This window comes from Bradyrhizobium sp. CCBAU 11386, assembly GCF_028128955.1.
In the GTDB taxonomy this organism is placed as follows: Bacteria; Pseudomonadota; Alphaproteobacteria; order Rhizobiales; family Xanthobacteraceae; genus Bradyrhizobium.
Map to the genome: position 1 here is coordinate 127041 of NZ_LBKA01000256.1, position 15145 is coordinate 142185.

A 15145-nucleotide genomic window follows, 5' to 3' on the forward strand; every position below is an offset into this window, starting at 1 on the left:
GGACGGGATTCCTGACGCGAACGCTGTGGCGCGCGCACCCGGACGGGCATGGGATTAGCATAAGTGTCTGAATTATTTGACGAAGTCGACGAGGAAGTACGTCGCGAACAGCTCAAGAAGCTGTGGGATAAATATTCGATCTACTTCATCGCCCTGATGGTGCTGATCGTGGCCGCCGTCGGCGGCTGGCGCGGCTACCAATATCTGGAGGCCAAGAAGGCCGCCGAGGCCGGCGCCGCCTTCGAGAAGGCCGTCGAGCTGTCCGAGCAGAACAAGCATGCGGAGGCCGAGACGGCCTTCACCGAGCTCGCTGCCAAGGCTCCGTCGGGCTATCGCACCCTGGCGCGGCTGCGTGCTGCGGCCGAGGCCGCTAGCCGCGATCCCAAGGCGGCCGCCAAGATGTACGACGACATTGCCGCCGACGTCGGCAGCGAGTGGCAGGATCTGGCGAGGATGCGCGCCGCCGGCCTGCTGATCGACAGCGCCAGCTACGCCGACATCCAGCAGCGGCTGGAGGCTTCCGCCGCGCCCAAATCGACTTTCCGCCATAGCGCCCGTGAGATGCTGGCGCTGTCGGCCTGGCGCAACAACGACACGACCGCGGCCCGCAAATGGCTCGACGCGATCGCCGAGGACGGCGAAACGCCGGCGAGCCTGCGCTCGCGCGCCGAGGCGCTCCAGGCACTGCTGCCGCCCGTCGCCAAAAGCTGACGGTCCCGAGAGCTGAGACGAGACACCGATATGCGCCGCACGCCACGCTTGATCGCAGCCGCCGTCCTGATCGCCTTCACGGGCGTCCTGGGCGGCTGCTCCAGCTTCGATCCGAGTGACCTGCTCGATTTCCTCGACACCAAGAAGAAGCTGCCGGGTGATCGCAAGCCGGTCTTCCCGGAGGGCGTGCCGGGCCTCGAGCAGGGTGTGCCGAAGGAGCTGTACAAGGGCGCGCAACAGCAGCCCGATCCGAATGCACCTGCCGTTGCGGCTTTGCCCGCGGAACCGCCGCCTGAGTCGGCCAAGCCGGCGAAGGGTGCCAAGGCGAAGAAGACCAGGCAGCCGGCTGCCAGCGCGGCCGCGCCCGCCGATGCGGCTGCCGGCGAAGTCGATGGCGAGGCCCAGCCGGAGGCCGCGCCGCCCACCGCCGCGCCGCCGCCCAAGCAGAAGATCGTGCGCAAGCGCACCACCGCGCCGCCGCCCGATCAGCCCGTCCAGCAGGCCCAACCGACCCAGACCACGCAGCAGCAATCGCAGGGCGGCTTCCCGGCGCCACTGCCGAGCGGCAGTTTCTCGCGCTAGAGCATGATCCGGAAAAGTGCGAAGCGGTTTTCCGACAAGATCATGCTTAAACAACAACCTGAAGCGCGATGGGGAATCATTCCGGCCTCATCGCGCTTTAATAATTTCATTGCATTGACAGGCGCGGCCTTCGCAGCGCACGAATGACCGATGTCCTTCACGATCGCCATTATCGGCCGGCCCAATGTCGGCAAATCGACGCTGTTCAACCGCCTGGTTGGGCAAAAGCTCGCGCTCGTCGATGACCTGCCGGGCGTCACCCGCGACCGTCGTGAGGGTGAAGCCAGGCTCGGCGACCTCGAATTCACCATCATCGACACCGCCGGCCTCGACGAGGGTGCCAAGGGCTCGCTGACCGCGCGGATGCAGGAGCAGACCGAGACCGCGATCGCGCAGGCCGACGCGCTGTTCTTCGTCATCGATGCCCGCATCGGCCTCACGCCGACCGACCGCGCCTTCGCCGATTTCGCCCGCAAGGCCAACAAGCCGGTGCTGCTGGTCGCCAACAAGAGCGAAGGCAAGCATGGCGATGCCGGCGCGATGGAAGCCTTCGCGCTTGGCCTCGGCGATCCCATCCAGATCTCGGCCGAGCACGGCGAGGGCATGGGCGAGCTTTATGACGCCCTCGCCAAGTTGATGCCGGAGCCCGTCGACGAAGATGAGGACGAGGACGACGCGCCGCTCTCCGAGGAAGAGGCCGCGACCCGCCCGATCCGGGTCGCCATCGTCGGCCGGCCAAATGCCGGCAAGTCGACGCTGATCAACCATTTGCTCGGCGAGGAGCGCCTGCTGACGAGCCCGGATGCCGGCACCACACGCGATTCCATCGCGGTCGAGATCAACTGGAAGGGCCGCGACTTTCGCGTGTTCGACACCGCCGGCCTGCGGCGTCGCTCGCGCATCGAGGAGAAGCTGGAAAAGCTCTCGGTCGCGGATGCGCTGCGCGCGGTGCGCTTCGCCGAAGTCGTCGTGCTGATGATGGATACGCAGCATCGCTTCGAGGAGCAGGATCTGCGCATTGCCGATCTGGTCGAGCGCGAGGGCCGGGCGCTCGTGCTCGCCGCCAACAAATGGGACCTGATGGAGACCAAGGGCGGCGGCGCGATCTCGGGTCTGCGCCGCGACGCCGACCACTGGCTGCCGCAGGTCAAGGGCGTGCCGATCGTCGCGGTATCAGGCCTGATGGGCGAAGGCATCGATCGCCTGATGCAGGCGATCCAGGATGCCTACGCGGTCTGGAACAGACGCGTGTCGACGTCCGCGCTCAATCGCTGGTTCGAGCAGGCGGTCCAGGCCAATCCGCCGCCCGCCGTGTCCGGCCGCAGGCTGAAGCTGAACTACATCACGCAGACCAAGGCGCGGCCGCCGAGCTTCGTGCTGTTCTGCTCGCGGGCCGACGCGGTGCCGCAGTCGTATTTGCGCTACCTGACCAATTCCATGCGCGAGACTTTCGATCTGCCGGGCACGCCCGTGCGCATCACCTTGCGCGAGAAGGCCAACCCCTTCGCCCACAAGCGCAAGCGGCCGTCGTGAGCAACGATGCCGGCGAGGCGATGGCGCAGGGCGCTGCGCCGGTCCGGCGCGGCGCGGTCGCCTTCATCTTCGTCACCATCCTGCTCGACATGCTCGCACTCGGCGTGATCATGCCGATCCTGCCGAAGCTCATCGAGAGCTTCGTCGACAACGACACCGCGCACGCGGCCCGCATCTTCGGCCTGTTCGGCACCGCCTGGGCGCTGATGCAGTTCGTGTTCTCGCCGGTGCTGGGCGCGCTGTCGGATCGTTTCGGACGGCGGCCGGTGGTGCTGCTGTCGAATTTCGGGCTCGCCGCCGACTACGTGCTGATGGCGCTCGCGCCGTCGCTGACGTGGCTGTTCATTGGGCGCGTGATCTCCGGCATCACCTCGGCCAGCATCTCGACGGCGTTTGCCTATATCGCCGACATCACGCCGCCGGAGCGGCGCGCGGCGATCTTCGGCAGGATTGGCGCGGCCTTCGGCGCCGGCTTCATCCTGGGCCCGGCGCTCGGCGGCCTGCTCGGCGACATCGATCCGCGCCTGCCGTTCTGGGCGTCGGCGGCTTTGAGCTTTGCCAATGCGCTCTATGGGCTCCTGGTCCTGCCGGAATCGCTGGCGCCCGACAAGCGCGCGCCGTTCCGCTGGACCAGCGCCAATCCGGTCGGGGCGCTGCATCTGCTGCGTTCCAACACGATGCTGGCCGCGCTGTCGATCGTCAACTTCATCGCGCAGGTCGCCCATGTCGTGCTGCCGTCGACCTTCGTGCTCTATGCGACCTATCGCTACGGCTGGGATTCCAAGACGGTCGGGCTGACGCTCGCGATGGTCGGCATCTGCGCCATGGTGGTGCAGGGGCTCGCCATCGGCCCGATCGTGCGCGAGCTCGGCGAGCGGAACACACTGTTGCTGGGCCTGTGCTGTGGTGCGATCGGCTTCGTGATCTTCGGCGCTGCGCCGACCGGACCGCTGTTCTGGATCGGCATCCCCGTGATGTCGCTGTGGGGCATCTCGGGCGCCGCGATGCAATCGCTGATGACGCGGCTGGTCGCGCCCGATCAGCAGGGCCAGTTGCAGGGCGCGACCGCGAGCGTGCAGAGCGTGTCGCAGCTCGTCGGCCCGTTCCTGTTCACGCTGACGTTTTCATACTTCATCGGCACCAGCGCGCCGCTGCATCTGCCCGGCGCGCCGTTCCTGCTCGCGGCGGTGCTGATGATGGTATGCGTGGCGATCGCGATGCGGACGGTGGCGACAGTCGCATCCGCCCGGCAGGCTGGTGGCCGCGAATAGGACGGTTGCGACTGTCGCCAATTCGCAACAGAGACTCCGATTCGTCAGAATCTCGCCAGACGTCCGTGCATGGAGCCTTTCGGCGGCGATACTTGGCATATTAAATAAATCTGTTGATTCGTTCTTTTCCAATTGGAAGCCGGGGCCGCCGACGTCTCGGAAGCAAGCCATTCAAATGACGCGCCTGCCGGTTCGGATATGGTGTTTCCCTCGGCAGCGCTCGCTGATTTGGCGAGCTGCCGCTGCAATTGCGATCACGGCTCCCGTTACGCTGGCTCTGATGGGCGGGGCGTATGCGACCTGTTCGCCGGCGGCCGACAATAGCCCCAATCCTCCGCCGGGCACGACCATTACATGCTCGGGCGTGACGACCGATCAGAACGGGACCGTCGGTTACGGGACGGGCAATCAGACCGGTATTACCATCAATGTTGTGAGCGGCGCCGCTGTCACGGGCAGCGCGAGTAGCGGAATCAATATCGGCAGCGCGACGGTCAGCAATTCTGGAAGCATCACCGGCGCAACGAACGGTGTCTTCTCTCAAAATGACGTCACCGTCACCAACAATACCGGCGCCACCATCACCGGCACCGCCGCATCCGGCGTGGGCTCGAACAATGGCAGTGTGATTGTCGTCAACTCCGGCACGATCACGGGCAACGCAAACATTGGTGTATTCGCCTTTGTCAACGCCACGGTTACCAACAATGTCGGCGGCATCATCGCCGGCGATCTCGGCGTCAATTCCGGCTATTCCGCTGTCGGGAATGTCACCAATGCCGGCAACATCATCGGCACCTCTTACGGTGTCATTGCCTACGGGACGGGGATCGTCTCCAACGCTGCGGGCGGCCTGATTTCCGGCGGGATAAGCGGTGTCCAGGCCAACCAAGTGTTGAATGTCACCAACGCCGGCACGATTACCGGCACCGCCAACTATGGTCTGGAGGCAACCGGCAATATGGACGTCACCAACGCGGCCACCGGAACCATTACCGGTGCCACGGATGCCCTCCGCACCAACAGCGGATCGATCACGGCGACAAATTACGGCACAATCTCGAGCACGACCGGCATTGCAGTTTCTGCGCAAGCCAATCTGACGATGACGAACGGCGCCAGTGGAAGCGTGAGCGGTGGAATGGTGGCCAATCTGGGCTCTGCCCACGTTACCAACCTGGGGACCATCGCCGGCCTCAACTACACCGCCATCTATGCCTTTGCCGACATCAATGTCACCAACGGCGTTGGCGCGCAGATCACGAGCCTGATCAACAACGGGATCTATGCCAGCAATGGCGTCGCAACCGTCGTCAATTCCGGAAACATAAGTGTCGGTGGCTCTGGCTACGCCATTCGCGCCGAGACGAGTGCGGTGGTGACCAACAATGCCGGCGCGCAGATCAGTGGCGGCGACACAGGCGTCCGCGCCAGCCTCGGGTCCGTCTCAGTCACCAACTACGGCTCCATTTCCGGCCTCACGGGCAACGGCATCTATGCGGCCGCGGGCGGATCGGCCCTGTTCAATGCGGGGACCATCACTGGAGGGACGGCCGCGATCCAGTTCGCCGGTAGCGGCAACGTTCTCACGCTCGCGCCGGGATCGGTCATATCGGGCAACGTGCTCGGTGGGGGCAGTGATACGTTCCAGCTCGGGGGCAGCGGTAGCGCGACCTTCGATGTCAGCACGTTGGGTGCGGCCGCCCAGTATCGGGGGTTCACGACCTTCAACAAGGTCGACGATTCAGTCTGGACGCTGACCGGCACCGGCTCCTTCTCCGGTAATGTGAATGTCGGGGGCGGTGCGCTGATCGTGAACGGCAATATCGCGTCGGCCAGCAATCTCGTTGTCAATGCCGGCGGCACGTTGGGCGGCAACGGCATCGTCGGCAATACCGTCGTCAACGGCGGCATTCTGTCTCCGGGCAACTCGATCGGGGCTATCAACGTTCAAGGCAGCCTCGTATTCACCGCCGCCGCGACCTACCTCGTGCAGGTGTCGTCGGCGGCTTCCGACCTCACCAATGTGACGGGGGCGGCGACGTTGGCCGGGACGGTTCAGGTTGCGCTCGCCAACGGCACCCTGCGGTTCAATTCGCCCTATACGATCCTGACCGCGGGATCGCTGAACGGTTCGCGCTTTGATTCGGTGGCGACGCCGACGGGAATTTCCGGTTCGCTGACCTACTCGGGCGGCACGGTGCAGCTTGTTCTGGGCTCGGGCCTTGGGGAGATTGCCGGCCTCAACATCAACCAGCGGGCCGTTGCCACCGCGTTCGACAAGGCGTTCAACTCCTTCGGCAGCGTTCCTTCGGCGTTCGGCGGTATCTTCGCCGGCAATGTCCCGGCAAACCTGACACAGGCCTCGGGCGAGCTGGCGACAGGTTCGCAGCAGACAACGTTCGACGCGATGAACCTCTTCGTCAATCTGCTGGCCGATCCGTTTGCCGCGGGCCGCGACGGGACCGCGCCGACGGGCGCCTCATTCGGGGAAGAGGGAGCAGCCGATAGCTATGCCGGCGGTCGCCGCCGGCCCGATGCCGAGCGTGACGCCTACGCCATGATCGCCAAGGCGCCGGGCACTATCAGTTTCGGTCAGCGCTGGAGCGTGTGGGGCGCGGGCTATGGGGGCTCGCAGACCACCGACGGCAATGCCGTACAGGGATCGAACACGTCCACCAGCCGCATCGCTGGCACGGCCGTCGGCGCCGATTATCGGATCTCTCCATTCACGCAGGTCGGGTTCGCCCTGGCCGGCGGCGGCTCCAACTTCGTCGTCGCCAACGGTCTCGGTTCGGGGCGCTCCGACCTGTTCCAGGCCGGCGCATTCGTTCGTCATACGGCCGGCGCCGCGTACTTCTCCGGCGCCCTGGCCTATGGCTGGCAGGATGTCACGACGAACCGAACGGTCACGATTGCGGGCAGTGACCAGTTGCGAGCGCAGTTCAACGCCAATGCGTGGGCGGGGCGTATCGAGGGCGGCTATCGCTTCATCACCCCGTGGGCCGGCATCGGCCTTACACCCTATGCCGCCGCGCAATTCGCAACCTTCGAGCTGCCGGGCTATGCCGAACGGTCCATTGTCGGTGCCAACACCTTTGCGCTGGCCTATGCGGCCAAAACCGCTACCTCGCCGCGCTCCGAACTGGGATTCCGCACCGACCGATCGTTGGCATTGCCGGGGGCGATCCTCACCCTGCGCGGCCGCTTCGGCTGGGCACACGACTACGATATCGATCGCAGCATCGCCGCCACCTTCCAGGCGCTGCCGGGCGCATCCTTCGTCGTGGCCGGTGCATCGCCTGCGCGAAACGCCGCGCTCACTTCGGCAACTGCCGAGGCGAAATGGCTGAACGGCTTCTCGCTCGCCGGGACCTTCGAGGGTGAGTTCTCGAACGTCACCTCAAGCTACTCCGGAAAGGGCGTGGTGCGCTATGCCTGGTAAGAAACGCGCGTCCGCGTTGTAGAGACGCGATGTAGAGAGAAATGGCGCGAGCGGCGCCTTGCCCGCCGGTACCCATGTGCATTGTGCAGGCCCCAAACGTGAATGCCCGGGACATCCAGCGCGAAGACACGCTTCGCACTCTTGCCCGGGCATGTCGTCGTGGAGCTAGTGCGCGACCGCTACGCGGTCACTTCTTCACCAGCGGACACTCGCTGTCCTTGAGCGGCTTGGCCGCATCTTCCGGCGCGATGGTGGCCACCAGCTTGTAGTAATCCCACGGCCCCTTCGACTCTTCCGGCTTCTTCACCTCGAACAGATAGGCCGGGATGAGGCGGCGGCCGTCGGCGCGCAGCGGGCCCTTGCCGAACAGCGGATCGTCGGTCGGGAGCTCCTTCATCTTGGCGACGACCTTGGCGCCATCATGGGGATTGCCGCCGAGTGCGTCCATCGCCTTCAGGTAATGCAGGATTTCCGCATAGAGGCCTGCCACCGTCATCGAGGGCATCGCGCCCTTGGGCGAGACCTTCTGGAAGCGCTTCGACCATTCGCGGGTTTGGTCGTTGAGATCCCAGTAGAAAGATTCGGTGAAGGTCAGGCCCTGCGCGGTCTTCAAGCCGAGCGAGTGCACGTCGTTGATGAACAGCAGGAGCGCGGCCAATTTCTGGCCGCCTGCGACGATGCCGAATTCGGAGGCCTGCTTGATCGCGTTGGTGGTGTCGCCGCCCGCATTGGCGAGGCCGATGACCTTGGCCTTGGACGACTGCGCCTGAAGCAGGAATGACGAGAAGTCCGACGTGTTGAGCGGATGCTTGACGCCGCCGAGCACCTTGCCGCCGGTGGCCGTGACGACGGAGCTGGTGTCGCGCTCCAGGGCATGACCGAACGCGTAGTCCGCGGTCAGGAAGAACCAGCTATCGCCGCCGGCTTTCGTCAGTGCCTTGCCGGTGCCGTTGGCGAGCATGTAGGTGTCGTAGGTGAAGGAGATGGTGTTGGGCGTGCAGGCTTTGCCCGTCAGGTCGGCGGTGGCCGCGCCCGAATTGAGCAGCACCGAGTTCTTATCCTTGACGAGGTTGCTCACCGCAAGCGCAACGCCGGAGCTCGGCGTGTCGGCGATGGCATCGACCTTGTCGGCATCGATCCACTGCCGGGCGATGTTGACGCCAACGTCAGGCTTGTTCTGGTGATCACCCGAGAGGACCTCGATGGTCCAGCCCTTGGCCTTCAGGCCGGAATCTTCGACCGCCATCTTCACCGCGGCGACCGAGTTCGGGCCGCCGATGTCGGCATAGAGGCTCGACATGTCGTTGAGCACGCCGATCTTGATGGTCTTGTCCTGGGCGTAGGCGGACGTGGCAAAACCGAAGGCGGCGCATGCCAGAAGGGCCGCTGAGCGGCGCGCGAACGTCGTCATGAAAAGTCTCCTCCATTGTCAAATATTCGGACGGCTCTCTTGCGGAGCCTTGTTTCCGGCTGATGGCTCTAGCCTGTCCCACGGCCGGCGGCAATGCGCCTAAAGCCGGATGACGCTGCGTCGTAGCGTCATCCGTCGGTTAACTTTTGGGCAAAATGCGTCAGGGCGCTATTTGAGCGCGTCCGACGTCAGCCTGAATTTCTGGATGCGCTTTCCGGTATCGGCCTCGGCGGTATAGACGTTACCCTTGGCATCGATCGCCATGGCATGCACCCAGTGGAATTGACCGGCATTACGGCCGTTGTGGCCGAAGCTGCCGACCACGCTGCCGTCCTCGCGCTTGATGACCCTGATCTCGTTGTTCTCGCCGTCGGCGCTCAGCAGATAAGTCTGCTTCGGATCGGGCCAGATCGCGATGTCCCACACCGCGCCGTTGCCGAGCGTGTTCTTCTCGAAGAAGAACTCCTTCACGAAGGTGCCGTCTTTCCGAAACACCTGGATACGGTTGTTGATGCGGTCGCAGACATAGACCAGCCCGTCATTGGCGAGCTTCACGCAATGGACGGGATTGCCGAATTGCCGGGCAACCGGCGCCTTGGGATCGTAGGGCGCCTGCTTGGTGTCATCAGGCTTGTTGCCATAGGCGCCCCAGTGCCGCTTGTAGGCCAGCGTGCTCGCGTCGAACACGATGACGCGACGGTTGCCATAGCCGTCGGCGACGTAGATTTCGTTCGCGTCCTTGTCGATCGCGGTCTCGGCGGGCTTGCCGAGTTGCGTCGTGTCGTTGCTGCCGAGGCTCGGCGCGATCTTGCCGATCTGGGCGACGAACTTGCCGTCGAGCGTGAACTTCAGAATCGCGTTGTCATTGTCGGCGTTGCCGCCGACCCAGACGAAGCCGCGCTCGTCCACCTCGATGCCGTGCTCGCGACCGACCCATTCGTAGCCTTCGCCCGGACCGCCCCATGAGCGCAGCAGGTTGCCGTCGGCGTCGAATTCGAGCACGGGCGGCGCCGAGACGCAGCATTTCGAGCGTGGCGGGTTGAGGCTCGCGCCTTTCTCGTCATCGGTGAGCGAGCGTGGGCGATGGATCACCCAGATGTGGCCCCGCCCGTCGACGGTGATGCCGCCGGCCTGGCCGAGGATCCAGTTGTTCGGCAGCTGCTTAGGCCAGGAGGGATCGACGGCAAAGGTCGGGACATCGCCGGCGGTCGCAACGCCCGGAAGCGCAAATGCGAGTGCCGCGATCAGGATGGAGAAGGCGTGAGAGACGCGTGCGAGCGCACGGCCAACGCCTGCGCGATCATGCCATGGTGCCATGGCAACCTCCCTTTTTTGGCGTGCGGCTTGCTGCCGCTTGAGCGCGGGCAGTCAATCGCGGGGAGGCGCTCGAGTCAATCAGGCCGGCGAGCGGAAGCTCATCAGGCTGCGCGTCTTGTAGTCGTAGAACTTGCCGGTCTCGGTCCAGTCAGGCGCGCACATCGGCACGATGAATTCGGCGACCTGCTCGGGCGTGTCGAGTGTCGCAGGATCCTCGCCCGGCATCAGCGTGGCGCGCATGCGCGTGCGAACCGGGCCGGGGTTGAACAGGTTGACGCGAAGAGGCGTGTTCGCGGTCTCCTGCGCCCAGGCGCGCGCCAGCGTTTCCAGCGCGGCCTTGGAGGCGGCGTAGGGGCTGACATAGGCGGTCGCCTTGTTGGCGGCGCCCGAGGTGATGAACACGGCGCGGCCGGCGTCGGACTGCTTCAGCAGCGGCTCCATGCAGCGAATGAGCTGGAAGTTCGCGGAGACGTTGACGGCCATGATGTCGTTGAAGGTCTTCAACTCGATATGGCCGACCGGCGAGGAGGGCCCGAGCACGCCGGCATTGCCGACGAGGATGTCGAGCTTGCCATAGCGTTCATGCAGGCCGGCCCCGAGCCGCGCGATGCCGTCGGAATCGGTGAGGTTGAGCGGCACCAGCGTGGCGCTGCCGCCCTCTTTCCGGATCTCGTCGTCGAGCTCTTCCAGCCCGCCCTGCGTGCGCGCCACCGCGACGATGTGCGCACCGGCCTTCGCCAGCGCTCTTGCCGTGGCGAAGCCGATGCCGCGCGAGGCGCCGGTGACGAGAGCGATGCGGTCGGCGAGGGGATTTGTCATGGAACGTCTTTATCCAGCGTCGTCCCGGCGAAGGCCGGGACCCATACGCCGTGACGGTCATGATCGAGGAAGATGGTCGTTGCAACCTTCTTCGCGCCACAGGGAACTGTGGTTATGGGTCCTGGCTCCCGTGCGCAATTGCGCACTAGGCCAGGACGACGAAACCTAGCTCGCCTCAGCCAGCAGCGACAATTGCCGGGGCTGCTGCTCGGTCTGGGTCTGGTCGGTGAGGTGGGTCGGATACGCCCCGGTGAAGCAGTGATCCGAGAATTTCGGATTGGCCGGATCGCGGCCGGGCTCCCCCATGGCGCGGTACATGCCGTCGATCGACAGGAAGGCGAGCGAGTCGGCGCCGATGATCTCGCGCATTTCCTCCAGCGAATGCGTCGCGGCCAGCAGGCCGCCGCGGTCCGGCAGGTCGATGCCGTAATAATCAGGGTAGAGGATCGGCGGCGAGGCGAGGCGGAAATGCACTTCCTTCGCGCCCGCATCGCGCATCATGCGCACGATCTTCTTCGATGTGGTGCCGCGCACCAGCGAGTCGTCGATCAGGATGATGCGCTTGCCTTCGATCGCGGCGCGGTTGGCCGAATGCTTCATGCGCACGCCGGATTCGCGGATCGCCTGCGTCGGCTGGATGAAGGTGCGGCCGACATAGTGGTTGCGGATGATGCCGAGCTCGAACGGCACGCCGGAATGCTGGCTGTAGCCGACCGCGGCGGGCACGCCGGAATCCGGCACCGGCACGACGACGTCGATCGGCACGTGGCTCTCGCGCGCGAGCTGCGCACCGAAGGCTTTGCGCACCTCGTAGACCGAGCGGCCGTGGACGATGGAATCCGGACGGGAGAAATAGATGTACTCGAAGATGCAGGGACGCGGCGCGGTCGGCGGGAACGGCTTGTGGATGTCCTGGCCGTTCTCGTCGAACACGATGACTTCGCCCGGCTCGATGTCGCGGATGAAGCGCGCGCCGATGATGTCGAGTGCGCAGGTCTCGGAGGTCAGGATCGGGCAGCCATCGAGCTCACCGAGCACCAAGGGGCGGATGCCGCGCGGGTCGCGCGCGCCGACCAGCTTCTTGTTGGTGAGCGAGACCAGCGCATAGGCGCCTTCGATCTCGCGCAGCGCGTCGATGTAACGCTCGATGAAGCGGGTGCGCCGGGAGCGCGCGACCAGGTGCAGAATCACCTCGGTGTCGGTGGTCGACTGCATCATCGCGCCGTTCCTCACGAGCTCGCGGCGCAGCGTCAGGCCGTTGGTGAGGTTGCCGTTGTGGGCGACCGCAAGGCCGCCGGCATTGAGCTCGGCGAACAGCGGCTGCACGTTGCGCAGGATGGTGGCGCCGGTGGTGGAATAGCGGACATGGCCGACGGCCATGTTCCCGGGCAGGCGGTCGATCACCTCGCGGCGGGAGAAGGTGTCGCCGACGAGGCCGAGGCGGCGTTCGCTGTGAAAGCGGCTGCCGTCATAGGAGACGATGCCGGCGGCTTCCTGGCCGCGGTGCTGAAGGGCGTGGAGACCGAGGGCAGTGATGGCGGCCGCGTCCGGGTGGCCGTAGATGCCGAAGACGCCGCACTCCTCGCGGAGCGTATCCCCTTCCAGATCGTCCTGAAGCTCCAGCGCGGCCGGGCTCAAACCGGCTTTGGGATCGAGATCAAGTTGGGCGTCCTGGTCAGGGTGTCGCATCTCGTCCGCGCCTCTCTATTAGGGCCTAATCAACGCGCCGTAGGTTTCTCGATCAGCTTTTTCAGGCTGTCACGAGCAGGTTTACTGTATCCGTCGCCACTGCCCGAAGGCTGCTGCTCGGAATCAGCTTGATCATCATCTGGTTTGTTTTTCTTGAATCTCTTCAAGATGGTGTTCTCGGGGTCGTCAGGCAAGAGCGACATCAGCCAATCCCCGGTTCCCTGGAGCACCACGCGGGATTTCGCCCCCGTCACCCAGTCCGGGCGCTGCTTGTCCGGCACCAGCCAGGTGAAGAACAGGAAGGCGACCACGACGATCAAAAGCCCGCGAGCGAGGCCAAACAGGAAGCCGAGGGTGCGGTCCAGCGCCCCGATTCGCGAATCCAGGATCATGTCGGAGATCCGGACGGTGATCACGGAGACCACGACCAGGGTACCGACGAAGACGCCGGCGACCACGACCACGCTCGCGACCGTGTCGTTGTTGAAATAGGTCTTTGCGGTCGGCAGCAGCTTGGAGAAGGAGTACAGCGTCACGACCGCCGCCGCGCCCCAGGCCGCGATCGACAGGATTTCGCGCATGAAGCCGCGGACCATGGCGAGCAGGCCCGAGATCAGCATCACACCGAGCAGGATCAGGTCGAGGAGTGTTACTGGCATCGGCTGGTCTGGTCCGCTCGTACTCTCAAAGGTGCTCAGCGAATCGGTGTTTGGCCGCCGCCCTAAAAGAGGGGCAGACGGCGTTCCCGGCAAGGCCGCAACCACGCAATCCCATGCTGCTTTTGTGACGGGTGTATAGCGGCGGGGGCCGGGGACGTCACCTCCGGCTACCCCTCTCCACGGCGGAATCTTGCCGGTGTGGCATTTTTCTCTGCCGATCCGCCGGATTCGCCCCGACGAGAGCCGCGGGCGGCGATCTCGGCCACCAAGGTCGTCAGGCTGTTCACCGCGTTGAGCGACAGTCCGGCATCGCCGCCGGCTTCGCCCCGGGCCGATTCGGGCAGCACGGCGCGCTGGAAGCCGAGTTTGGCCGCTTCCTTCAGCCGGGCCGGGGTCTGTGCCACCGGCCGGACCACGCCTGAGAGCGAAATCTCGCCGAAATACACTGCGTCCGTGGGTAACTGCGCATTAACCAGCGAGGACACCAGCGCCGCCGCTGCGGCCAGGTCCGCCGCCGGCTCGTGGATGCGCAGGCCGCCGGCGACGTTCAGATAGACGTCGTGGCCGGACAGCTTGACCCCGCAATGGGCCTCCAGCACCGCCAGCACCATCGAGAGCCGGCTCGGGTCCCAGCCGACCACGGCCCGGCGCGGGGTGCCGAGCGAGGTCGGAGCGACCAGCGCCTGCAATTCGACCAGGACCGGCCTTGTGCCCTCGATGCCCGCAAACACCGCGGTGCCCGGCGTGCCGAGATCGCGCTCCGACAGGAACAGCTCGGAGGGGTTGGTGACCTCGCGCAGACCAAGGCCGGTCATCTCGAACACGCCGATTTCGTCGGTCGGGCCGAAGCGGTTCTTCACGGCGCGCAGGATGCGGAATTGCTGCGAGCCTTCGCCCTCGAACGACAGCACCGCGTCGACCATGTGTTCGACCACGCGGGGGCCGGCGATCTGGCCGTCCTTGGTGACGTGGCCGACGAGGATGATGGCGGCGCCGGTCTTCTTGGCGAAGCGGATCAGCGCCTGCGCCGAGGCGCGCACCTGGGTCACCGTGCCGGGCGCGGATTCCACGGTGTCGGTCCACATGGTCTGGATCGAGTCGATCACGATCAGGCGGGGAACCGCGCCCTCCGACAGCGTGGAGACGATGTCCTCGACCGAGGTCTCGGCCGCAAGCTGCACCGGGGCGTCCGACAGGCCGAGCCGCTCGGCGCGCAGGCGCACCTGTGCCACCGCCTCTTCACCGGAGATGTAGACGATGCGGTGGCCCGCGCGCGCCAGCATGCTGGTTGCCTGCGTCAGCAGCGTCGATTTGCCGATGCCGGGATCGCCGCCGACCAGCAGCACCGAGCCGCGGACGAAGCCGCCGCCGGTGACGCGATCGAGCTCGGTCATCCCCGAGGACAGGCGCGGCGCGTCCGGGCTCTTTCCGGCGAGGCTCTCCAGCGCGAACGTCCGGCCCTTGCGCTTGGAGCGGATCGAGACCGGCACGCTGCCGCTCGTGTCCTCCTCGGCGAGCGTATTCCACTCGCCGCAGGACTCGCATTTGCCCTGCCAGCGGTTATAGGCCGCGCCGCAGTTCTGGCAGACGAAGGAAAGCGTGTTCTTGGCCATGGGGACAGTTGAGTCGGAGGTCTTGATGTCAGCTGATAGCACGGAATGGCGGGCCGTGAGGCCGGACCCCCGCGCGCCCAATATCGCAATTCAGC

11 protein-coding genes are annotated in these 15145 nt (G+C 65.4%); 5 read left to right on the top strand and 6 right to left on the bottom strand.

The features are described 5' to 3' along the window. The first annotated feature begins 63 nt into the window (after window positions 1-63). The 5 genes from XI09_RS37645 to XI09_RS37665 all read left to right on the top strand — a co-directional run bounded on the left by XI09_RS37645 (window position 64) and on the right by XI09_RS37665 (window position 7542). Window positions 64-711 (top strand): tetratricopeptide repeat protein, encoded by a 648-nt coding sequence (locus XI09_RS37645; RefSeq protein WP_271571404.1) that lies wholly within the window; start codon window positions 64-66, stop codon window positions 709-711. Between the two features lie 30 nt (window positions 712-741). Beyond that, entirely contained in the window at window positions 742-1293 is a 552-nt protein-coding gene (locus tag XI09_RS37650; protein ID WP_271571405.1) for a hypothetical protein, read from the top strand. A 150-nt stretch (window positions 1294-1443) separates the two neighbouring features. Further along, window positions 1444-2826 (top strand): ribosome biogenesis GTPase Der, encoded by a 1383-nt coding sequence (gene der, locus XI09_RS37655; protein ID WP_271571406.1) that lies wholly within the window; start codon window positions 1444-1446, stop codon window positions 2824-2826. After that, window positions 2823-4097: a TCR/Tet family MFS transporter gene (locus tag XI09_RS37660; RefSeq protein WP_271571407.1), complete on the top strand. Its 1275-nt coding sequence runs from the start codon at window positions 2823-2825 to the stop codon at window positions 4095-4097. The genes der and XI09_RS37660 overlap by 4 nt, the downstream gene beginning before the upstream one ends. Before the next feature lie 364 nt (window positions 4098-4461). Continuing rightward, the gene (locus XI09_RS37665) at window positions 4462-7542 is read left to right on the top strand and encodes an autotransporter outer membrane beta-barrel domain-containing protein (protein WP_271571408.1); all 3081 of its coding nucleotides are present in this window, start codon (window positions 4462-4464) and stop codon (window positions 7540-7542) included. 187 nt (window positions 7543-7729) lie between these two features. Here the strand turns inward: XI09_RS37665 and XI09_RS37670 are convergent, their stop codons facing one another. From XI09_RS37670 to radA, 6 genes are all read right to left on the bottom strand, one after another. After that, window positions 7730-8953 (bottom strand): ABC transporter substrate-binding protein, encoded by a 1224-nt coding sequence (locus XI09_RS37670; RefSeq protein ID WP_271571409.1) that lies wholly within the window; start codon window positions 8951-8953, stop codon window positions 7730-7732. A gap of 168 nt (window positions 8954-9121) precedes the next feature. Continuing rightward, window positions 9122-10270: a hypothetical protein gene (locus XI09_RS37675; protein ID WP_271571410.1), complete on the bottom strand. Its 1149-nt coding sequence runs from the start codon at window positions 10268-10270 to the stop codon at window positions 9122-9124. A 78-nt stretch (window positions 10271-10348) separates the two neighbouring features. Continuing rightward, window positions 10349-11089 (bottom strand): SDR family NAD(P)-dependent oxidoreductase, encoded by a 741-nt coding sequence (locus tag XI09_RS37680; protein WP_271571411.1) that lies wholly within the window; start codon window positions 11087-11089, stop codon window positions 10349-10351. 165 nt (window positions 11090-11254) lie between these two features. Beyond that, the gene (purF, locus tag XI09_RS37685; RefSeq protein ID WP_271571412.1) at window positions 11255-12778 is read right to left on the bottom strand and encodes an amidophosphoribosyltransferase; all 1524 of its coding nucleotides are present in this window, start codon (window positions 12776-12778) and stop codon (window positions 11255-11257) included. Window positions 12779-12807: 29 nt separating this feature from the next. Further along, a complete protein-coding gene (locus XI09_RS37690) occupies window positions 12808-13437 on the bottom strand; it encodes a CvpA family protein (protein ID WP_271571488.1) in 630 nt (209 codons plus the stop codon). A gap of 167 nt (window positions 13438-13604) precedes the next feature. Continuing rightward, entirely contained in the window at window positions 13605-15050 is a 1446-nt protein-coding gene (radA, locus tag XI09_RS37695; protein WP_271571413.1) for a DNA repair protein RadA, read from the bottom strand. Window positions 15051-15145 lie beyond the last annotated feature (95 nt).

Coding starts and splice junctions, on each gene's coding strand:
- XI09_RS37650 (WP_271571405.1), top strand. CDS start 742: ATGCGCCGCACGCCACGCTTGATCGCAGCCGCCGTCCTGATCGCCTTC.
- der (WP_271571406.1), top strand. CDS start 1,444: ATGTCCTTCACGATCGCCATTATCGGCCGGCCCAATGTCGGCAAATCG.
- XI09_RS37670 (WP_271571409.1), bottom strand. CDS start 8,953: ATGACGACGTTCGCGCGCCGCTCAGCGGCCCTTCTGGCATGCGCCGCC.
- XI09_RS37675 (WP_271571410.1), bottom strand. CDS start 10,270: ATGGCACCATGGCATGATCGCGCAGGCGTTGGCCGTGCGCTCGCACGC.
- XI09_RS37680 (WP_271571411.1), bottom strand. CDS start 11,089: ATGACAAATCCCCTCGCCGACCGCATCGCTCTCGTCACCGGCGCCTCG.
- purF (WP_271571412.1), bottom strand. CDS start 12,778: ATGCGACACCCTGACCAGGACGCCCAACTTGATCTCGATCCCAAAGCC.
- XI09_RS37690 (WP_271571488.1), bottom strand. CDS start 13,437: ATGCCAGTAACACTCCTCGACCTGATCCTGCTCGGTGTGATGCTGATC.
- radA (WP_271571413.1), bottom strand. CDS start 15,050: ATGGCCAAGAACACGCTTTCCTTCGTCTGCCAGAACTGCGGCGCGGCC.